Raw genomic sequence first — 13,762 nt, 5'->3', positions numbered from 1 at the left:
GGGGCTACAGGAGGAACGACGATGGCGGTTTCGGTCCGACGGCTGGCGATCGTGGTGGCCACGGCGTCGACAGTGGTGTCGTTGGCGGGGTGCGGCAGCGGCGGCGACGACGCCACCGAGGCGCGGACGACGCCGAGCCCGCAGGTGACGATCGCCCCGTCGCCGGCCGCCGATCAGGATTTCCGGCGGCTGGAGGAGCAGTTCGGGGCACGACTCGGGATCTACGCCGTCGACACGGGCACCGGCCGCACTGTGGAGTACCGCGCCGACGACCGGTTCGCGTACGCCTCGACGTGGAAGGCCCTCGCTGCCGCCGAGGTGCTCGACGGCACCACCGACGCCCAACTCGATCGGGTGGTGCGGTACTCGGCGCGGGACCTGGTGGCGCACTCCCCCGTCACCGAGAAGCACGTGGGCGAGGGCATGAGCCTGCGCGCCCTCGCCGACGCCGCCGTGCGCTACAGCGACAACACTGCCGGCAACCTGCTGCTGCGCCACCTCGGCGGGCCAGCGGGGTTCGAGGCGAAGCTGCGCGCGCTCGGCGACACGGTCACCGACGTCGCCCGCTACGAGACCGCGCTGAACGAGGGAACGCCGGGCGACAAGCGGGACACCAGCACCGCGCGGACCCTGGCCGGCGACCTCCGGGCGTACACAGTGGGGGTTGCCCTGCAACCGGCGGACCGCGACGTGCTGATCGGCTGGCTACGGGGCAACACCACCGGCGCGGCGCTGGTCCGCGCCGGGGTGCCGGCCGGCTGGGTGGTCGGGGACAAGACCGGGACCGGCGGGTACGGCACCCGCAACGACATCGCGGTGATCTGGCCGCCCGACCGGGCCCCGATCGTGCTCGCCCTGCTGTCCAGCCGCGACAAGAAGGACGCCACCCCGGACGACGCCGTCATCGCCCAGGCCACAAGGGTGGTCGTCGCCCAACTGTGAGCAGCTGGGCGGGGTGGTACTTCAGCAGGACGACGGGCTGATTCCCGCTACCGTCAGGTCAAGCAGTCGGGCCGCGCTGGCGGCGGGATCCGGATGGTGCTCGGTTGCCAAGGCGATGCCGGTGATCAGCGCGAGCAGATCGGCGATGGTCACGTCTGGTGCCACCGCGCCGGCCGTCGCGGCCCGGAGTACGAGTGGTTCGCCCGCCTCGGTGAGCTGCGCGGTGGCGCAGTGCTCGTGCGCCTCGGTGGGGCTGGCCGTGCAGTCGCGGGTCAGCGCGGTGGCCAGCCCTCTGATGGTGGCGACGTTCCCGTTGACGGCGGCGAGCCAGTCCAGCAGCGCGGCCTGCGCGTCGGCGGCGTCGGACAGCTCGCGGGCGCGGGCGCCGAGGTTGTCGATCACGCCGCGGAAGACGGCGTCCAGCAGCGCGTGGCGGCTGGGAAAGTGTCGGCGCACCGTGGCCGAGCCGACTCCGGCGATGCGGGCGATCTGCTCCAGGGACGCGTCGGCACCGTGCGCGGCGATCTCCTGCTCGGCCACGGCCAGCAGGCGCGCGTAGTTGCGCCGGGCGTCCGCACGCTGGCTGGACATCGCGTCACCTCACGGTTGCTAAGTGGCGGGGTCCGCCGTATCTTAGCGAAGCATAAACGGCGGGCCCCGCCGTTTATCGTTCACCCTGTGACAGGAGACCCCGCATGGCCACCAATCCCGCACCCGTCCTGGTCACCGGCGCCACAGGAAGGCAGGGCGGTGCCACCGCTCGCGCCCTGCTCGCGGCTGGCGTACCCGTCCGGGCACTGGTCCGTGATCCTGCGACCGACCGCGCGCGGGCGGTCGCGGCCCTCGGGGCCGAACTGGTCACCGGCGACCTCGACGATCGCGACTCGCTGGTCCGGGCCGCGCAAGGAGCACGGGCCGTCTTCTCGGTGCAGATGCCCGCGATGGACGGCAACACCATCAACTTCGACGGCGAGCTGGCCCAGGGCGTCAACCTGATTGAAAGCGCGCTGGCCGCGAAGGTGCCGCAGTTCGTACACACCTCCGTCAGTGGCGCTGGCCAGCACACCGGGGCGCCCGGCTGGGCCGAGGGCCGCTGGGCGACCATGGAGCCCTACTACACGACCAAGGCCGGAATCCAGGATCGGGTACGCGAGGCGGGCTTCGCGCACTGGACGCTCATCAAGCCGGGCTTCTTCATGGACAACTTCCTACCCTCGGTGGCGTACCTGCTCCCCCGGGGCGTCGCCGGTGGCCTGGCGACGGTCATCAAGCCGCAGACCTCGCTCTCCCTCGTCGCTGTCGACGACATCGGCCGCGCAGCCGCCGCGGCCATCGCCGAACCCGATCGGTTCCATGGGGTCGAGCTGGAGCTGGCGAGCGACCACCTGACGATGACGGAGATCGCCAAGGCGCTCTCCGACGCTCTGGGCGCCGAGCTGACCGCGCCCGACATGACCGAGGAGGAGGCGGTCGCCGCAGGCATGCCGGAGTGGGCCGGCATCTCCCACGAGCAGATGAACGTTGTCGGCCAACCCGCTCGCCCGGAGTACGCGCGGGCCCTCGGCATTCCCCTCACGAGTTTCGCCGCCTGGGCGCGCCACAACCTGCCCGAGCCGTCGCAGCCGTAAGCGCCCGGGACAACCCCGCCCCAGGGGCCAGCCGCCGACCGCCTGCTACACGACCTCGAACAACCAGGCCTTCACCTGGTTCGCCCCGCAGGCAACGCCCTTTGGCCGCAGCGCGGGTCCCGCTTCCCGGCCGGTGGCAGAAGATCGACTCGGGTTTCGTGAAGTCGGGGTGTCCCGGACTCCTGGGACACCCCGACTTCCGTGAACGCGAGTGGATCGCCTGGTCGGGCTGCCTGTGCCGCCGCACCCCGGAGGTTGTCCGCCGGTGGCACCATCGTTCTGATGAACGTTCGTCGTTTGGCGGCCGTCGACATGTACGGCAGCCGAGGAACCACCCGCCGGCGGCGGATCATTCTGGCCGAATTCCTCGTCGGCGTGGTTGTCATGGTGACGTCGGGCGTCTGGCTGCTGTCGTCCTCGAACGACCTCGGCAGCAGGGCGTTCGGCCTGTGGCTGACCGGCGCAGGTCTCAACTACGCACCGCTGTCCACGTACGCGCTCATGCTGATGCGACCCGGTGCTCTCGACGCCGAACTGGCTGGCGCCGACATCAACCGGGAGCTGCGCCGCTACACCGTGCTCCAGCTGTGGGTCTTCGTGCCGCTCTCGCTCGTCGTCTTCACCATCCGCGACGCACTGACCCGGCGGAGGGCAGGTACGACAGCTCCTTGACCACCTGACCACCGCCACACCTCCCGCCGGGCCGCCGCCGTCGGTGATCGACCACGGTCGCCGGCCCCTGCCCGCGTCCGGACCATTTGCGTGCCCCCGGGCACTGTCACGCCGCGATGGCCGCCCGGCCCACCGGGAACCGCACGCCGGTGAGGTCTTCCGAGACGGCCCAGAGGTGTTGCTGCACGCTCACGTCATAGGAGTCGGGGCTGGACGTGACCAGCCTCGGGTAGCCGCGCGCCTCGCCGAGGCCGTCGGGGCCGTAGTACTGCCCGCCGAGGACGGACGGGTCGGTGGCGGCCCGCAGGGTGGGCAGCGCGCCCGCCGTCGCGGGCTGGGTGATCACCGGGGCGAGCAAGGTGAGCGGCCGGCGGACGACGGCCGGGGCGTTGCGGGCCAGTTCGGTGTTGGAGATGCCGGGGTGTGCGGCCACCGCGACGGTGGTGCCGTGCGCCGAGAGTCGGCGCTGCAACTCGTAGGTGAACATCAGGTTGGCGAGCTTCGACTGGCCGTAGGCGGCGACGCGGCCGTAGGACCGTTCCCATTGCAGGTCGTCGAAGTGGATGGCGGCGCGGATGCGGTGGCCGACGCTGCTGACAGTGACCACCCGGGAGCCGGGCACGGGCAGCAGCAGGTCGAGCAGCAGGCCGGTGAGCGCGAAGTGGCCCAGGTGGTTGGTGCCGAACTGCATCTCGAAGCCGTCGCGGGTGCGCTGCTTCGGGGTGTACATCACGCCGGCGTTGTTGATCAGCAGGTCGATCCGCGGGTGGGTGGCGCGCAGGCCGGCTGCGGCGGCGCGCACCGATTCCAGCGAGGTCAGATCCAGTTCCCGTACGGAGACGTCGCCGTTGATCCGGGCGGCGGCCAGCTTGCCCTTCTTCGTGTCACGAACGGCCAGCACGACCGACGCCCCGCGCTCGGCGAGCCGCCGGGCGGTCTCGAAGCCCAGCCCGGTGTTGGCACCGGTGACCACTGCCACCCGGCCGTCCTGGCGCGGGATCTGCTGCTCGGTCCACTTCATCTCGGACTCCTTAGGTACCGCCGGTAACTTATGCCTGAAACGGTAAGGTACCGGCGGTACGCTGTCAAGGGACCGCCGGTACCTAAGCTAGGGTTGGTGTCATGACGTTCCAGCGGGCACGCAGCGAGGAGCAGCGTGAGGTCCGACGCCGGGCCATCCTGGAGACGACCTCGGCGATGCTCGACGAGATGCCGGTGGCCGAGGTGACCCTGAACGAGCTGAGCCGCCGGGTCGGCCTGGCCAAGACGGCGGTGCTGCGCTATTTCGAGTCCCGCGAGGCGGTGCTGCTCGACCTGCTGGACGACCGGACGACGACCTGGCTGGCGGAGCTGGACCAGGAGTTGGCCCACGGCGTCGACCTGAGCCGGTCCCCGATAGAACGGGCGGAGCAGACGGCCGACGTGCTCAGCCGGTCGCTCGCCGCCCAGACGGTGCTCTGCGATCTCTTCGGCGCGCAGGGCGGGGTGCTCGAACACAACGTCTCGGTCGAGGTGGTCCGCCGGCACAAGCGGGCCGCACTGGGCAACCTCGCCGTGATGGCCGACCTCGTCCGGCGGCACCTGCCCGAGCTCGGCGACAACGCCGAGCTGTTCTGCCTGCACACCCTGATCATGGGTGGCGCGTTGTCCGCCTACACCTCGCCGCCGCCAAGCCTGCTCGCCGTCTACGAGTCCGAGCCGGCGCTCGCGATCCACCATGTCGATCTACGGACAGCCCTGCGGGTCTCCATCATCACGTCGCTCGTGGGCATGCTGCCGCGCTCCTGAACCCCGGGAAACTCGGTCGTCGTGAGGCTGTTTCCGGTCTACCGTTGCCCGCCGTGCTCTCAAACGAACAGATAATCGAGCAGGCCCTGGACCGGATCGAGGCCGGGTACGTCCTTCCTGAGAAGGTCGCGGACATCGACACCGCGATCCGAGGGCGTCTCGCGGCCGGCGAGTACGACAACCTGGACGGGCCGGCGCTCTGCGAGACGGTGACCGCTCACCTTCAGAAGGTGTGCCCGGACAAGCATCTGCGGCTGCTGTGGTCGGACCAGCCGCAGTCGCTGGATCCAGCCGACGAGGACGGCGGGCGGGCCGCGTTCCTCGCGCTGCTCAGGACGGAGAACCAGGGGATCCGCCGGGTCGAGCACCTGGACGGCAACGTCGGCCTCATCGACGTGCGACGCATCGCGTACGCCGACGAAGGCGCCGCCGCGATCGGCGCGGCCATGCAACTGGTCGCCCTCAGCTCCGCGCTCATCCTGGACCTGCGCGCCTGCTCCGGCGGAACACCGGAGGGAGCCGCCATGTGGTGCAGCTACTTCTTTCGCGACGACCAGGTGCACCTCAACGACTTCTACGAGCGCTCCACCGGCGCCACCCGCCAGTTCTGGACGACAGCGCACCTGCCCGCGCCGCGCTACGCGGACCGCCCGGTCCACGTGCTCACCAGCGCGGTGACCTTCTCCGGGGGCGAGGACGTGGCGTACACCCTCCAGGCGCACGGCCGGGCCGTCGTCGTCGGTGAGACGACGCGTGGCGGCGCGCATCCGACGGCCCGCCACCCGGTCACCAAACACATCCTCGTGACCGTGCCGACCGCCCGGACCATCAACAGCGTCACCGGCACCAACTGGGAGGGCGTCGGAGTGGTCCCCGACGTACCCGTCCCGGCGGACCTGGCGCTCGACACGGCACTCAAGGCCATCTCGGCCGCATAGGCGCGGCTGCGTCGGCGGCCGCTGCGGGGCCGCCGACGACAGCGGCCGGATTGAGGCCGTGGACCACGCCTGCCGCCGAACCGCCGCGAGCATGGTCTACCCGACGTCGACGGTGGCGCGCCGCCGTACGGCGTGACGCTGCTGCCGGACTGAGCGCAGGCCCAGGTGGGCGACCGCACCCGAAGCCAGGTACAGCAGCGCCTGCACGTTGAGCACGAGCACGACGCTGAGCACGTCGCCGAGCAGGCCGGCAGCCGCCATGCCCAGCCCCTGAGAGGCGTTGAAGATCGCGTAGTAGACGCCGAAGGCCCGGCCCAACTCGGTGTCGGGCACGCTCTGTTGGATCTGCGCGAAAGCTCCGCTGGCGTACGCGATGCCCGGCGCGCCGACCAGGATGAACAGCACGACGTACCACTCGGGTTGACGGGTGACCGCCGGTCCGTTCCAGATGACCAGGCTGATCAGGGCGAAGGTGGTCGCCCCGAGGCTCATCAGCAGCCGAGGGCTGAGCCGGGCGCCCAGCATGCCGACGATGAGCCCACCCGCCACGCCACCGATCGCCTGCACGCCGCGCAGCACACCGGTGAGGGTGCCGTCGGCGTGCAGCGCGCGGCTGACGAAGACGACGAAGAGCACCACGAACAGGCCCTGCGCGATGCCGCCCAACGCCACACTCATGAGCGTCATCCGCACGGCACGGTTGCGCAGCATCGCCGTGAGGCCGTGTCGCCAGGCGGTGAAGAACGACGACGTACGGTCCGGGGGCGCCGGCTGCGCAGTTGCGTGGTGGGCGGCGCGGCGGCCGGCGGCGATCAGGGCTGCCGTGATCGCGAAGGCCACGGCGGCGCCGACAGCCAGGTAACGGGTGCCGTCACGGGTGATCGCGAACCCGCCCAGCGAACCTCCGATGAGCCGTCCCACACTCATGTTGAGCGCTATCACGCTGTTGGCGCGCACCAGGTGCGCGGGCTCGACGAGGCGTGGCAGCGCGGCGTTGCGGGCGGAGTCGAACGTCTGCGTCAGCACCGCCTGGGCCCCGGCGACCAGCGAGATGAGCCACAGGTGGTGGTCGGGCTGACCGAGCAGCGGGACCACCACGGCGGCCTGCAACGCGGCGACGCAGCTCATGAGCCGGAACCGGTCGAAACGATCGGCCAGAGCACCGGCGAACGATCCCAGCGTGATGCCGCACAGAAGCTCGACGAGGAAGACGGCGGAGGTGGTGAGCGCCGAACCGGTCACCCCGAACACATAGATCGGCAGCCCCGTGAGCAGCAACCAGCTCGCCACGCTGGAGAAGAGCCCAGCAGCCCAGATCAGGACGAATCCGCGGTGTCGCAGCAGAGTCACCATCTCAGAGGAACTCCGGCGTGGGGTACGCCTGAAGGTTGAGACTGACGGGCCGGGCGTCGCTCGGGGGTGCGGTGCGCAACGGGCGCAGGTACGGCCGGATGACGGCGTCCAGGGTCAGGGCGAGGTGCCGCAGCTCCTCCGGAGTGAGCGAGAGCGTGTAGCTGTGGAAGGTGGCGCTCTCCCGCCACTCGTCGGTCAGTTTGCGCTGCTGTTGCTGGTAGCGCTGCAACGATCGGAACACCTCGTCGAGTTCCAGGGCGGTCAGCGCGTCGGTGATCTGCTGCCCCTCGGCATCATTGGGGTCCGGGAGGAGTTCGAGCCCGGTGGCGGCGGCGCGCCACGGTCGGTCACGCCGGTTGGCCCCCTCGGCGGGGACCCGCTCGATGAGGCCGTGCCGGGCCAGTTGACGCAGGTGGTAGCTGCAGTTCGATCCGGTGTCGTCCAGGGCGTCGGCGCACTGCGCGGCGGTTCTCGGGCCGGCGGCCAGCAGGTAGCGCAGCAGCCGCAGGCGCAACGGGTGCGCGAGGGCGCGCAGCGCGGTGGCGTCCTGGACGCGCACCCGACGTTCTGGCTCGTTCTGCTCCATCGGCACCCCTTAGCGAAAGACTGCTTTCGTTTATACGTCCTCACGGCCTACTTTCGCAACAAGTCTTTCGGGTTGGGCCGCAACCCTGGAGGTTGTCCGCCGGCGGCGGATCATTCTGGCCGAGTTCCATCCGCGACACACTCGTCCGGCGTAAGGCTCGAACGACAACTCCTTGACCACCTGACGAGCCTGTTCGACGCGCCCGCCATCCCACAGGTTTGGCCGACGACAACTTCGAGCACAACCAACAGGGTCAGGTCCGGTTGCCACTTAGGAGTGAGGCCAGTGAAACGACCGACTCTCGGCGTACTCCTCATCGTCTTGGGCACCATCATCGGGTACGTGCTCGCCAGCACCATCGGTGAGCGCTATCCAGACGCGTTCGTGGGCACATCCGCCGTGATCATCATCCTGGTCCTGACTGCCGTGCTCGTGCACGTGCTGCGCCGCCGGCAGCAGCAGAGGGACTGAGGAAGCCACAGATATGCGCAGGGGATCAAGGGGGTTCACGATGCGACGTCGGCAAGCAACGGGCGCGCTGGTTCTCCTCGCGTTCTTCGTGTTGATCATCGCGGTGCAGTTCGCCTGGCCGGAGGTGTCACCAGCGCTTCGATACCTGAGCGGCGGGCTGATCGCGGTTGGGCTGCTTGTCCTGGCGGTGGGCTTCGCGGTGAGGGAACGACGGCGTCGCTCTGACGGCTGACGGCACGGCCCTCGAATCTCCTGAAGTCGAGGTGCCCAGGAGCCGGGACGCACGATCGCGGCCACCACGGTGACGGCCAGGCCGCGCTGGCGAACGGCGTCCGCTGTGGCCATACCGCCCGCACTCCTGACAGGACGACACGTCCCGGCGCCAATCAGCTTGCAGAGGTGCGCGACCAATGATCGGACGCGGTCATGACGAGGGCCGGTAGCGAGTCCTCGGCGTCCTACCGGGCCGCCGACGGCAGTGAACTGCCCCTGCTGGTCTTCGAGCCTGCCGGGGGCACGCCGCCACGCGCCGGCATCGTCCTGTTCCATGGCGGCGCTTTGCGGGAGGGATCGCCCGACGGGCTCGCCCCGCACTGCCGAGCACTGGCGTCGCGGGGAATCCTCGCGGTGTCGGCCGGCTACCGGCTGCTCAATCGTGGCGCGGCCAGCATCGACGACTGCCTCGCTGACGTGCGACGCGCGGTCGAGCGGTTCGGTCGGCTGGCAGCGTCGCGCGGGCTCGAAGCGCGGCACCTAGCCTCGGGTGGCAGCTCAGCCGGCGCTCATCTCGCGATGCTCGCCGCGACGACCCCGTCCCGCACGGCACCGACGTTCGGCGTCGCGGCCACCGTGGCCCTCAACCCTGCCGGACTGAATCTGGGCTCGCTTGAGCCGGACGCGCAGCGCCACCTCGCACGGCAGGTCGGTATCGCCGACGGCAGACTGATCGAGTACTCGCTGAACGAGTTCGTGCGGCCGGGCATCCCGCCGATGCAGATCCACCACGGCACCCGCGACGAGGTCGAGCCGATCGGCTCGGCGCGGCACTTCCGGGACGCGATGGTCCGCGCCGGCAACGAGTGCACGCTCCTGGAGTACGAAGACGCCGAACACGGATTCCACTACCCCGGCAACGGCCGGCACTTCGACGACGTCATCGACGCCACGGCGCGGTTCCTCCTCGACCGGACAGCAACGACATGATCGGCGCGCGCGTCAGCTGGGCGGCGGCGGACACTCCAGGACCGCTATCGAGTTTCCGGCGAACAGCCCCAGGTGCGGGTGCCCGGAGAAGATCTGAACCGCCTCGTCGTGCGAGCCCGCTTCCACGATGGTGTAGGCGATCAGGGCGTCGGTGAAGTCCTCGACACCTCGCGCCGTGACCAGCTTCTTCGCGTACACGGGAGCGCCGGGGTCGACGATGGCGTTCTCGTTGGCCTGCGCCCACGACGCCCACGCGTTCATGAACTCGGTCTGCTGCTGCTCGGTGAGTTCGGCCTTGTCGGCGTCGTCAGCCGCGCCGTTGAAGAGCGCAAGGAACCTGCCCATTCCCGCATCGTACCGACGGCCTGCTCCTGCCACCGATCCGTGATCACGGTCCCCGCGCTACTGGGCCAGCAACGCGAGCCGTCGTGGTGAACCTCAACGGCCAACCCGTCCGCCGCATCCCGACGCCACCTCCGCCGCGCTACGTACGAACTTAATAAAATTAAGATCAACCTCTTGGAAGTTGAAGTTTTCTGAGTTACAAATTTAGGTATGACAGAGCAGGCGATGGACTGGCAGGAACTCACCAGCCTGACGCGAGGGCAGCCGTTCGTCGTCGAGCGGGTGCGCCTGGCGAGCAACGGCGTCGCGATCGAGGGCGAGTTCGAGCCACCGCAACTGGCTCAGCTCAACGTCGATGATCAGGTCTTCGTCACGGCGTTCGTGCGCTGCCACGGTTCGATCAAGGAGATGGAACGCATCTTCGGGGTGAGCTACCCGACGATCAAGTCACGGCTCAACCGGATCACCCAGATGCTCGACTTCGTCGAGACCGACCCGGCGCCCTCGCGAGCCGACATCATCGACCGGTTGCGCCGCGGTGAGATCACCGCACAGGAGGCGCTGGCCGAGTTGGACGGCCGGACGTGATGCCGCAGCTGGTGACCGTCAAGGTCAACCGCCCGGACCGCCGGCCCCTCCGCGTCTGGGTTCCTGTGCTTCCCGTGGTGCTCGTGCTCTTCCCGGTCGTGGTCCTGGTCGTGCTGGCGGCGATCGTGGCCTGCGTCGTGTTCCGCATCGGCGTGGTGCGCGCACTCGGCGCCGCTTGGCGTGTCATCTCCGCGCTGCCCGGCGCCCGCTTCGACATCGAGCAGGGCCGCACGGCCGTGCTCGTGGCCATCCGATAGGAGAGGTTCGAATGACCGAACAACGCAAGGACATCCTCGACATGCTGGCCGCCGGCAAGATCACCGCCGAGGAGGCGGAGCAGCTCATCGCGGCACTCGAACGGGACCAGGCACCGGCGACGGCGAGTCACGACGCCCGGCCGAAGGGCAGGGTGAAGTACCTGCGGGTGGTGGTGGACGCCACCGACAACGGCGAGCCGTCGCGGGTCAACGTGCGGGTGCCACTGCAACTGCTGCGGGCCGGCGTACGGCTGGCGGCGCTGATCCCGCCGCAGGCCCTGGTCAAGGCCAATGCCTCACTCAGCGACTCGGGTGTGCCGATCGACCTGACGCAGCTCAAGCCCGAGCAGTTGGAGGCGCTCGTGGAGCACCTCGACGAGGTGACAGTGGAGGTGGATTCACCCGATGCCACAGTGCGCGTCTTCTGCGAGTAGGCGCCGTCCGATGGGACGGCCCCTCGAGAGGGTGCTGGAACACCCTCCCGAGGCTGCGCCCGCCGCAGCAGAGCACAGGTGAACTGCCAACCTGAAGTCTAGCCGCGCACCGGCACCAGCGGAGGGACCACTCGGGCGGGTGGTCCCTCCGTGGTGCAACACCCGCACCAACTGCCCGTAGTGCGCGTACTGGTGGCAGGGCAGCGTCCGCGGCGTCTCGTGCGATACCGTCGGCACGTGATTCCGGTGGAGGCGGTTGCGGCTGCATACGCCCGTTGGGTCACGCCCGCTCTGCCGTTGTACGGCAATGATCACGATCGGTCCGACTTCGCTCCCTGACCCGTGCCGGCGGTTGCCCACGGATCCTCTTACCCTTTCCATCGCCCGGGAGCGATGTCCCATGCCCTCACCCGGTATCCGGGGAGTTCTCCGTACCCCGCAAGTGCTCTGGGTCCTGTCCACCGCCCAGGTCGGCCGGCTGCCGTCGGCCTCCGGCCCGCTCGCTCTACTGCTGTTCGCCCGGCAGTCACTCAGTCTGGCCGCGGCCGGATTGCTCGTCGCCGCCTACACCGCCGCGATGGCGGTGGGCACCCCGCTACTCGCCCGCGCGGTGGACCGTTGGCGTCAGCCTCCGGTGTTGTGGATCTCGGCTGTCCTCTCTGGCACCGGATTCGTCTTTGTGGCTACCGGCAGCCTGGGCGCAACCGGGGCCGCCGTCGGCGCTGCGGTCGCCGGGCTCGGCACTCCCCCGTTGGAGGCGTGCCTGCGCTCGCTGTGGCCGGGCATCGTGCCGCCGGCGGCCGTACCGGTCGCCTATGCGCTGGACGTTGCCGTCCAGGAAGTGATCTTCGTCGTTGGTCCGCTCAGCACACTGCTCGCAGTGGCACTCGGCGGGCCGCCAGCGGGGCTGGTCGTGGCGGCACTCCTACAGCTCGCTGGCACAGCTCTGTTCGTCTGGGCCCCATCCGTACGTGCCTGGCGCGGAGTTCCGGTGGTACGGCACTGGGCCGGTCCGCTGCGGGTACCGCAGTTCATGGTGCTGCTGGTGGGGGTTGCCGGTACGGGTCTGGCGGTCGGCGGCATCGCGGTCGCGGTCACCGCCTATGCGGAGTCGGCCGGTGATCGGCACCTGGCAGGCTGGCTTCTCGCTGCTCAGGCGGCCGGCGCGCTGACGGGCGGTCTGCTCTACACGCGGGCGGGGCCTGGTGGACCTCGGCGTCTGCCGCTGCTCGCCGCCGCGCTGGCGCTCGGTTTCATTCCGCTGCTGCTGACGCCACGTCCTACCGTGATGGCGGTGCTGCTTGCCGTCAGCGGCCTGGCCCTCCCACCGGTGTTGACCGCCATCTTCCTCAAGGTGGACCAGCTGGCGATGCCGGGCACCGTCGCTGAGGCGTTCGCCTGGGTCGCTACCGCGTTCACCGTCGGGAGTGCCGCCGGCTCGGCACTCACCGGTCTGGTGGTGGCGAACGGCGTCCGCTACGGCCTGGCCCTCGCACCCGTCGCGGCGCTGCTCAGCACCGCCGTGATGGTGACCATCGCGAGGACCCCACGGGCAGCGGCACCGGGCAACACGTCCCCCATCGGTGCAGCCCGAGGAGGAGGACAGGGATGAACAACCGGCACATCGTCTGGGCCTGCAACGGCACTCGCCCACGCAGGGTCTGACCCGTGCGTCAGTTCCGGGCGGTGATATTCGACTGGCGAGGCACGCTCGTCACCACTTTGCTGCTACCGCCACTGACCGACGTCCGTCGCGAGCGGCTCGGCCTGGCCGCCTGGCTGCTCGGCGTACTCCTCGGCGTCGTACCCCCGTCGCCCGGCCACCGTGACGCCCTGACGTAGCCATGCGCCGTCGCCCTGGCGCGCGGGCTGCCGGAGGCACCAACCTGGACGGCCCTCACCAAACCCGGGGTGGACCCTCAGCGGCAGCCCGGGAAACGCCGGCAGGAGCGACATTCGAGCTGGTTCGAATGTCTCGGCTGCGCCGCTGTCCCCGGGGTTGACTGACCTCGTCCACACCGGTGCCACCAGCACAATCACTCAGCTCCGGGCAGAAGGATCCCCAAGCTAAGGAGACTCATGAAGCGACAAATCCTGGCGTTCTTCGGTGCGCTGGCGCTGGCGGCCGGCGGGCTCCTGGCCGTGGCCAGCCCGGCCCAGGCGGCGACCTCGCGCAACGGCGTGTGCGAGAGCGGCGAACTGTGCATGTGGCAGCACCCTGACCTGCGCGGCGGTCGCTACGACACCCTCTCGACCACTGCGGACTTCAAGCAATGGTCGTTCGTGGCTGCCTGTACCTCGGACTGCTTACTGCATGACAACGTCAGCTCGCTGCGCAACTACGACACGCAGAATGCCGTCCGCCTCTTCGAGCACGAGAACTACCGGGGCCTCTACTTCTGGCGGCAGAAGGCCAACAGCGGCCAGTCGGACGAGGCCCTGAACCTCACGCTGGACCGGGACCAGAACGGGAACCACTGGGACGACCGATTCAGCTCGTTCTGCTTCGTCTGGGCCGGCCAGCCGCAGACCCGCTGCCGTCCGTAGGACCGCATCG

The 13,762-nt window shown here is 69.7% G+C and carries 19 protein-coding genes; 14 read left to right on the top strand and 5 right to left on the bottom strand.

Annotation, left to right across the window (positions count from 1 at the left end):
* The first annotated feature begins 21 nt into the window (after positions 1-21).
* The gene (gene bla, locus ABTW72_RS27480; RefSeq protein ID WP_350863368.1) at positions 22-942 is read left to right on the top strand and encodes a class A beta-lactamase; all 921 of its coding nucleotides are present in this window, start codon (positions 22-24) and stop codon (positions 940-942) included.
* Positions 943-963: 21 nt separating this feature from the next.
* Here bla and ABTW72_RS27475 read toward each other — a convergent pair whose 3' ends face one another.
* A complete protein-coding gene (locus ABTW72_RS27475; RefSeq protein ID WP_350863365.1) occupies positions 964-1,533 on the bottom strand; it encodes a TetR/AcrR family transcriptional regulator in 570 nt (189 codons plus the stop codon).
* Positions 1,534-1,637: 104 nt separating this feature from the next.
* Between ABTW72_RS27475 and ABTW72_RS27470 the strand changes: the two genes are divergently transcribed.
* Both ABTW72_RS27470 and ABTW72_RS27465 read left to right on the top strand, forming a co-directional pair.
* Positions 1,638-2,570, top strand: coding sequence for an NmrA/HSCARG family protein (locus tag ABTW72_RS27470; protein WP_350863362.1), 933 nt, complete (start codon positions 1,638-1,640; stop codon positions 2,568-2,570).
* Between the two features lie 282 nt (positions 2,571-2,852).
* The gene (locus tag ABTW72_RS27465; RefSeq protein WP_350863359.1) at positions 2,853-3,242 is read left to right on the top strand and encodes a hypothetical protein; all 390 of its coding nucleotides are present in this window, start codon (positions 2,853-2,855) and stop codon (positions 3,240-3,242) included.
* A gap of 106 nt (positions 3,243-3,348) precedes the next feature.
* Here the strand turns inward: ABTW72_RS27465 and ABTW72_RS27460 are convergent, their stop codons facing one another.
* Complete coding sequence (locus ABTW72_RS27460) at positions 3,349-4,263, bottom strand: SDR family NAD(P)-dependent oxidoreductase (RefSeq protein WP_350863356.1); 915 nt, start codon at positions 4,261-4,263, stop codon at positions 3,349-3,351.
* A 101-nt stretch (positions 4,264-4,364) separates the two neighbouring features.
* Between ABTW72_RS27460 and ABTW72_RS27455 the strand changes: the two genes are divergently transcribed.
* Together ABTW72_RS27455 and ABTW72_RS27450 are read left to right on the top strand one after the other, a co-directional pair.
* Positions 4,365-5,030, top strand: coding sequence for a TetR/AcrR family transcriptional regulator (locus ABTW72_RS27455; RefSeq protein WP_350863353.1), 666 nt, complete (start codon positions 4,365-4,367; stop codon positions 5,028-5,030).
* A 53-nt stretch (positions 5,031-5,083) separates the two neighbouring features.
* A complete protein-coding gene (locus ABTW72_RS27450; RefSeq protein WP_350863350.1) occupies positions 5,084-5,968 on the top strand; it encodes a S41 family peptidase in 885 nt (294 codons plus the stop codon).
* 96 nt (positions 5,969-6,064) lie between these two features.
* On the opposite strand, the gene ABTW72_RS27445 is transcribed toward ABTW72_RS27450, so the two are convergent.
* Entirely contained in the window at positions 6,065-7,321 is a 1,257-nt protein-coding gene (locus ABTW72_RS27445) for an MFS transporter (protein WP_350863347.1), read from the bottom strand.
* Between the two features lies 1 nt (position 7,322).
* Positions 7,323-7,907: a winged helix-turn-helix domain-containing protein gene (locus tag ABTW72_RS27440; RefSeq protein WP_350863344.1), complete on the bottom strand. Its 585-nt coding sequence runs from the start codon at positions 7,905-7,907 to the stop codon at positions 7,323-7,325.
* A 285-nt stretch (positions 7,908-8,192) separates the two neighbouring features.
* Between ABTW72_RS27440 and ABTW72_RS27435 the strand changes: the two genes are divergently transcribed.
* The 3 genes from ABTW72_RS27435 (at position 8,193) to ABTW72_RS27425 (ending at position 9,581) form a co-directional block, all read left to right on the top strand.
* Positions 8,193-8,378 carry a hypothetical protein gene (locus ABTW72_RS27435; protein WP_350863341.1) on the top strand — a complete coding sequence of 62 codons (186 nt, stop codon included), beginning with the start codon at positions 8,193-8,195 and terminating at the stop codon, positions 8,376-8,378.
* A gap of 40 nt (positions 8,379-8,418) precedes the next feature.
* Positions 8,419-8,610 (top strand): hypothetical protein, encoded by a 192-nt coding sequence (locus tag ABTW72_RS27430; protein ID WP_350863338.1) that lies wholly within the window; start codon positions 8,419-8,421, stop codon positions 8,608-8,610.
* A 194-nt stretch (positions 8,611-8,804) separates the two neighbouring features.
* Positions 8,805-9,581, top strand: a complete 777-nt coding sequence (locus ABTW72_RS27425) for an alpha/beta hydrolase (protein WP_350863335.1) — start codon at positions 8,805-8,807, stop codon at positions 9,579-9,581.
* Between the two features lie 12 nt (positions 9,582-9,593).
* Here ABTW72_RS27425 and ABTW72_RS27420 read toward each other — a convergent pair whose 3' ends face one another.
* The gene (locus ABTW72_RS27420) at positions 9,594-9,926 is read right to left on the bottom strand and encodes a YciI family protein (RefSeq protein WP_350863332.1); all 333 of its coding nucleotides are present in this window, start codon (positions 9,924-9,926) and stop codon (positions 9,594-9,596) included.
* Positions 9,927-10,136: 210 nt separating this feature from the next.
* Between ABTW72_RS27420 and ABTW72_RS27415 the strand changes: the two genes are divergently transcribed.
* The 6 genes from ABTW72_RS27415 (at position 10,137) to ABTW72_RS27390 (ending at position 13,752) form a co-directional block, all read left to right on the top strand.
* On the top strand, positions 10,137-10,514 hold the full coding sequence (locus ABTW72_RS27415) for a DUF2089 domain-containing protein (RefSeq protein ID WP_350863330.1): 378 nt from the start codon (positions 10,137-10,139) through the stop codon (positions 10,512-10,514).
* Positions 10,514-10,771: a hypothetical protein gene (locus ABTW72_RS27410; RefSeq protein WP_350863327.1), complete on the top strand. Its 258-nt coding sequence runs from the start codon at positions 10,514-10,516 to the stop codon at positions 10,769-10,771. Before ABTW72_RS27415 ends, ABTW72_RS27410 begins: the two co-directional genes overlap by 1 nt.
* An 11-nt stretch (positions 10,772-10,782) precedes the next feature.
* Positions 10,783-11,205 (top strand): SHOCT-like domain-containing protein, encoded by a 423-nt coding sequence (locus ABTW72_RS27405; RefSeq protein ID WP_350863324.1) that lies wholly within the window; start codon positions 10,783-10,785, stop codon positions 11,203-11,205.
* Positions 11,206-11,605: 400 nt separating this feature from the next.
* A complete protein-coding gene (locus ABTW72_RS27400) occupies positions 11,606-12,817 on the top strand; it encodes an MFS transporter (RefSeq protein WP_350863321.1) in 1,212 nt (403 codons plus the stop codon).
* A gap of 56 nt (positions 12,818-12,873) precedes the next feature.
* Positions 12,874-13,047 (top strand): hypothetical protein, encoded by a 174-nt coding sequence (locus ABTW72_RS27395; protein ID WP_350863318.1) that lies wholly within the window; start codon positions 12,874-12,876, stop codon positions 13,045-13,047.
* 237 nt (positions 13,048-13,284) lie between these two features.
* The gene (locus ABTW72_RS27390; protein ID WP_091408216.1) at positions 13,285-13,752 is read left to right on the top strand and encodes a peptidase inhibitor family I36 protein; all 468 of its coding nucleotides are present in this window, start codon (positions 13,285-13,287) and stop codon (positions 13,750-13,752) included.
* Positions 13,753-13,762: the final 10 nt, after the last annotated feature.

Source organism: Micromonospora sp. NPDC127501, assembly GCF_040302185.1.
In the GTDB taxonomy this organism is placed as follows: Bacteria; Actinomycetota; Actinomycetes; order Mycobacteriales; family Micromonosporaceae; genus Micromonospora.
Note: the sequence above shows the minus strand (reverse complement) of the source record. Positions and strands in the feature narration are given on the sequence as shown.

Coding starts and splice junctions, on each gene's coding strand:
- ABTW72_RS27425 (WP_350863335.1), top strand. CDS start 8,805: ATGACGAGGGCCGGTAGCGAGTCCTCGGCGTCCTACCGGGCCGCCGAC.
- ABTW72_RS27445 (WP_350863347.1), bottom strand. CDS start 7,321: ATGGTGACTCTGCTGCGACACCGCGGATTCGTCCTGATCTGGGCTGCT.
- ABTW72_RS27420 (WP_350863332.1), bottom strand. CDS start 9,926: ATGGGCAGGTTCCTTGCGCTCTTCAACGGCGCGGCTGACGACGCCGAC.
- ABTW72_RS27410 (WP_350863327.1), top strand. CDS start 10,514: ATGCCGCAGCTGGTGACCGTCAAGGTCAACCGCCCGGACCGCCGGCCC.
- ABTW72_RS27390 (WP_091408216.1), top strand. CDS start 13,285: ATGAAGCGACAAATCCTGGCGTTCTTCGGTGCGCTGGCGCTGGCGGCC.
- ABTW72_RS27455 (WP_350863353.1), top strand. CDS start 4,365: ATGACGTTCCAGCGGGCACGCAGCGAGGAGCAGCGTGAGGTCCGACGC.
- ABTW72_RS27400 (WP_350863321.1), top strand. CDS start 11,606: ATGCCCTCACCCGGTATCCGGGGAGTTCTCCGTACCCCGCAAGTGCTC.
- ABTW72_RS27430 (WP_350863338.1), top strand. CDS start 8,419: ATGCGACGTCGGCAAGCAACGGGCGCGCTGGTTCTCCTCGCGTTCTTC.
- ABTW72_RS27415 (WP_350863330.1), top strand. CDS start 10,137: ATGACAGAGCAGGCGATGGACTGGCAGGAACTCACCAGCCTGACGCGA.
- ABTW72_RS27460 (WP_350863356.1), bottom strand. CDS start 4,263: ATGAAGTGGACCGAGCAGCAGATCCCGCGCCAGGACGGCCGGGTGGCA.
- ABTW72_RS27405 (WP_350863324.1), top strand. CDS start 10,783: ATGACCGAACAACGCAAGGACATCCTCGACATGCTGGCCGCCGGCAAG.
- ABTW72_RS27470 (WP_350863362.1), top strand. CDS start 1,638: ATGGCCACCAATCCCGCACCCGTCCTGGTCACCGGCGCCACAGGAAGG.
- ABTW72_RS27440 (WP_350863344.1), bottom strand. CDS start 7,907: ATGGAGCAGAACGAGCCAGAACGTCGGGTGCGCGTCCAGGACGCCACC.
- ABTW72_RS27475 (WP_350863365.1), bottom strand. CDS start 1,533: ATGTCCAGCCAGCGTGCGGACGCCCGGCGCAACTACGCGCGCCTGCTG.
- ABTW72_RS27465 (WP_350863359.1), top strand. CDS start 2,853: ATGAACGTTCGTCGTTTGGCGGCCGTCGACATGTACGGCAGCCGAGGA.
- bla (WP_350863368.1), top strand. CDS start 22: ATGGCGGTTTCGGTCCGACGGCTGGCGATCGTGGTGGCCACGGCGTCG.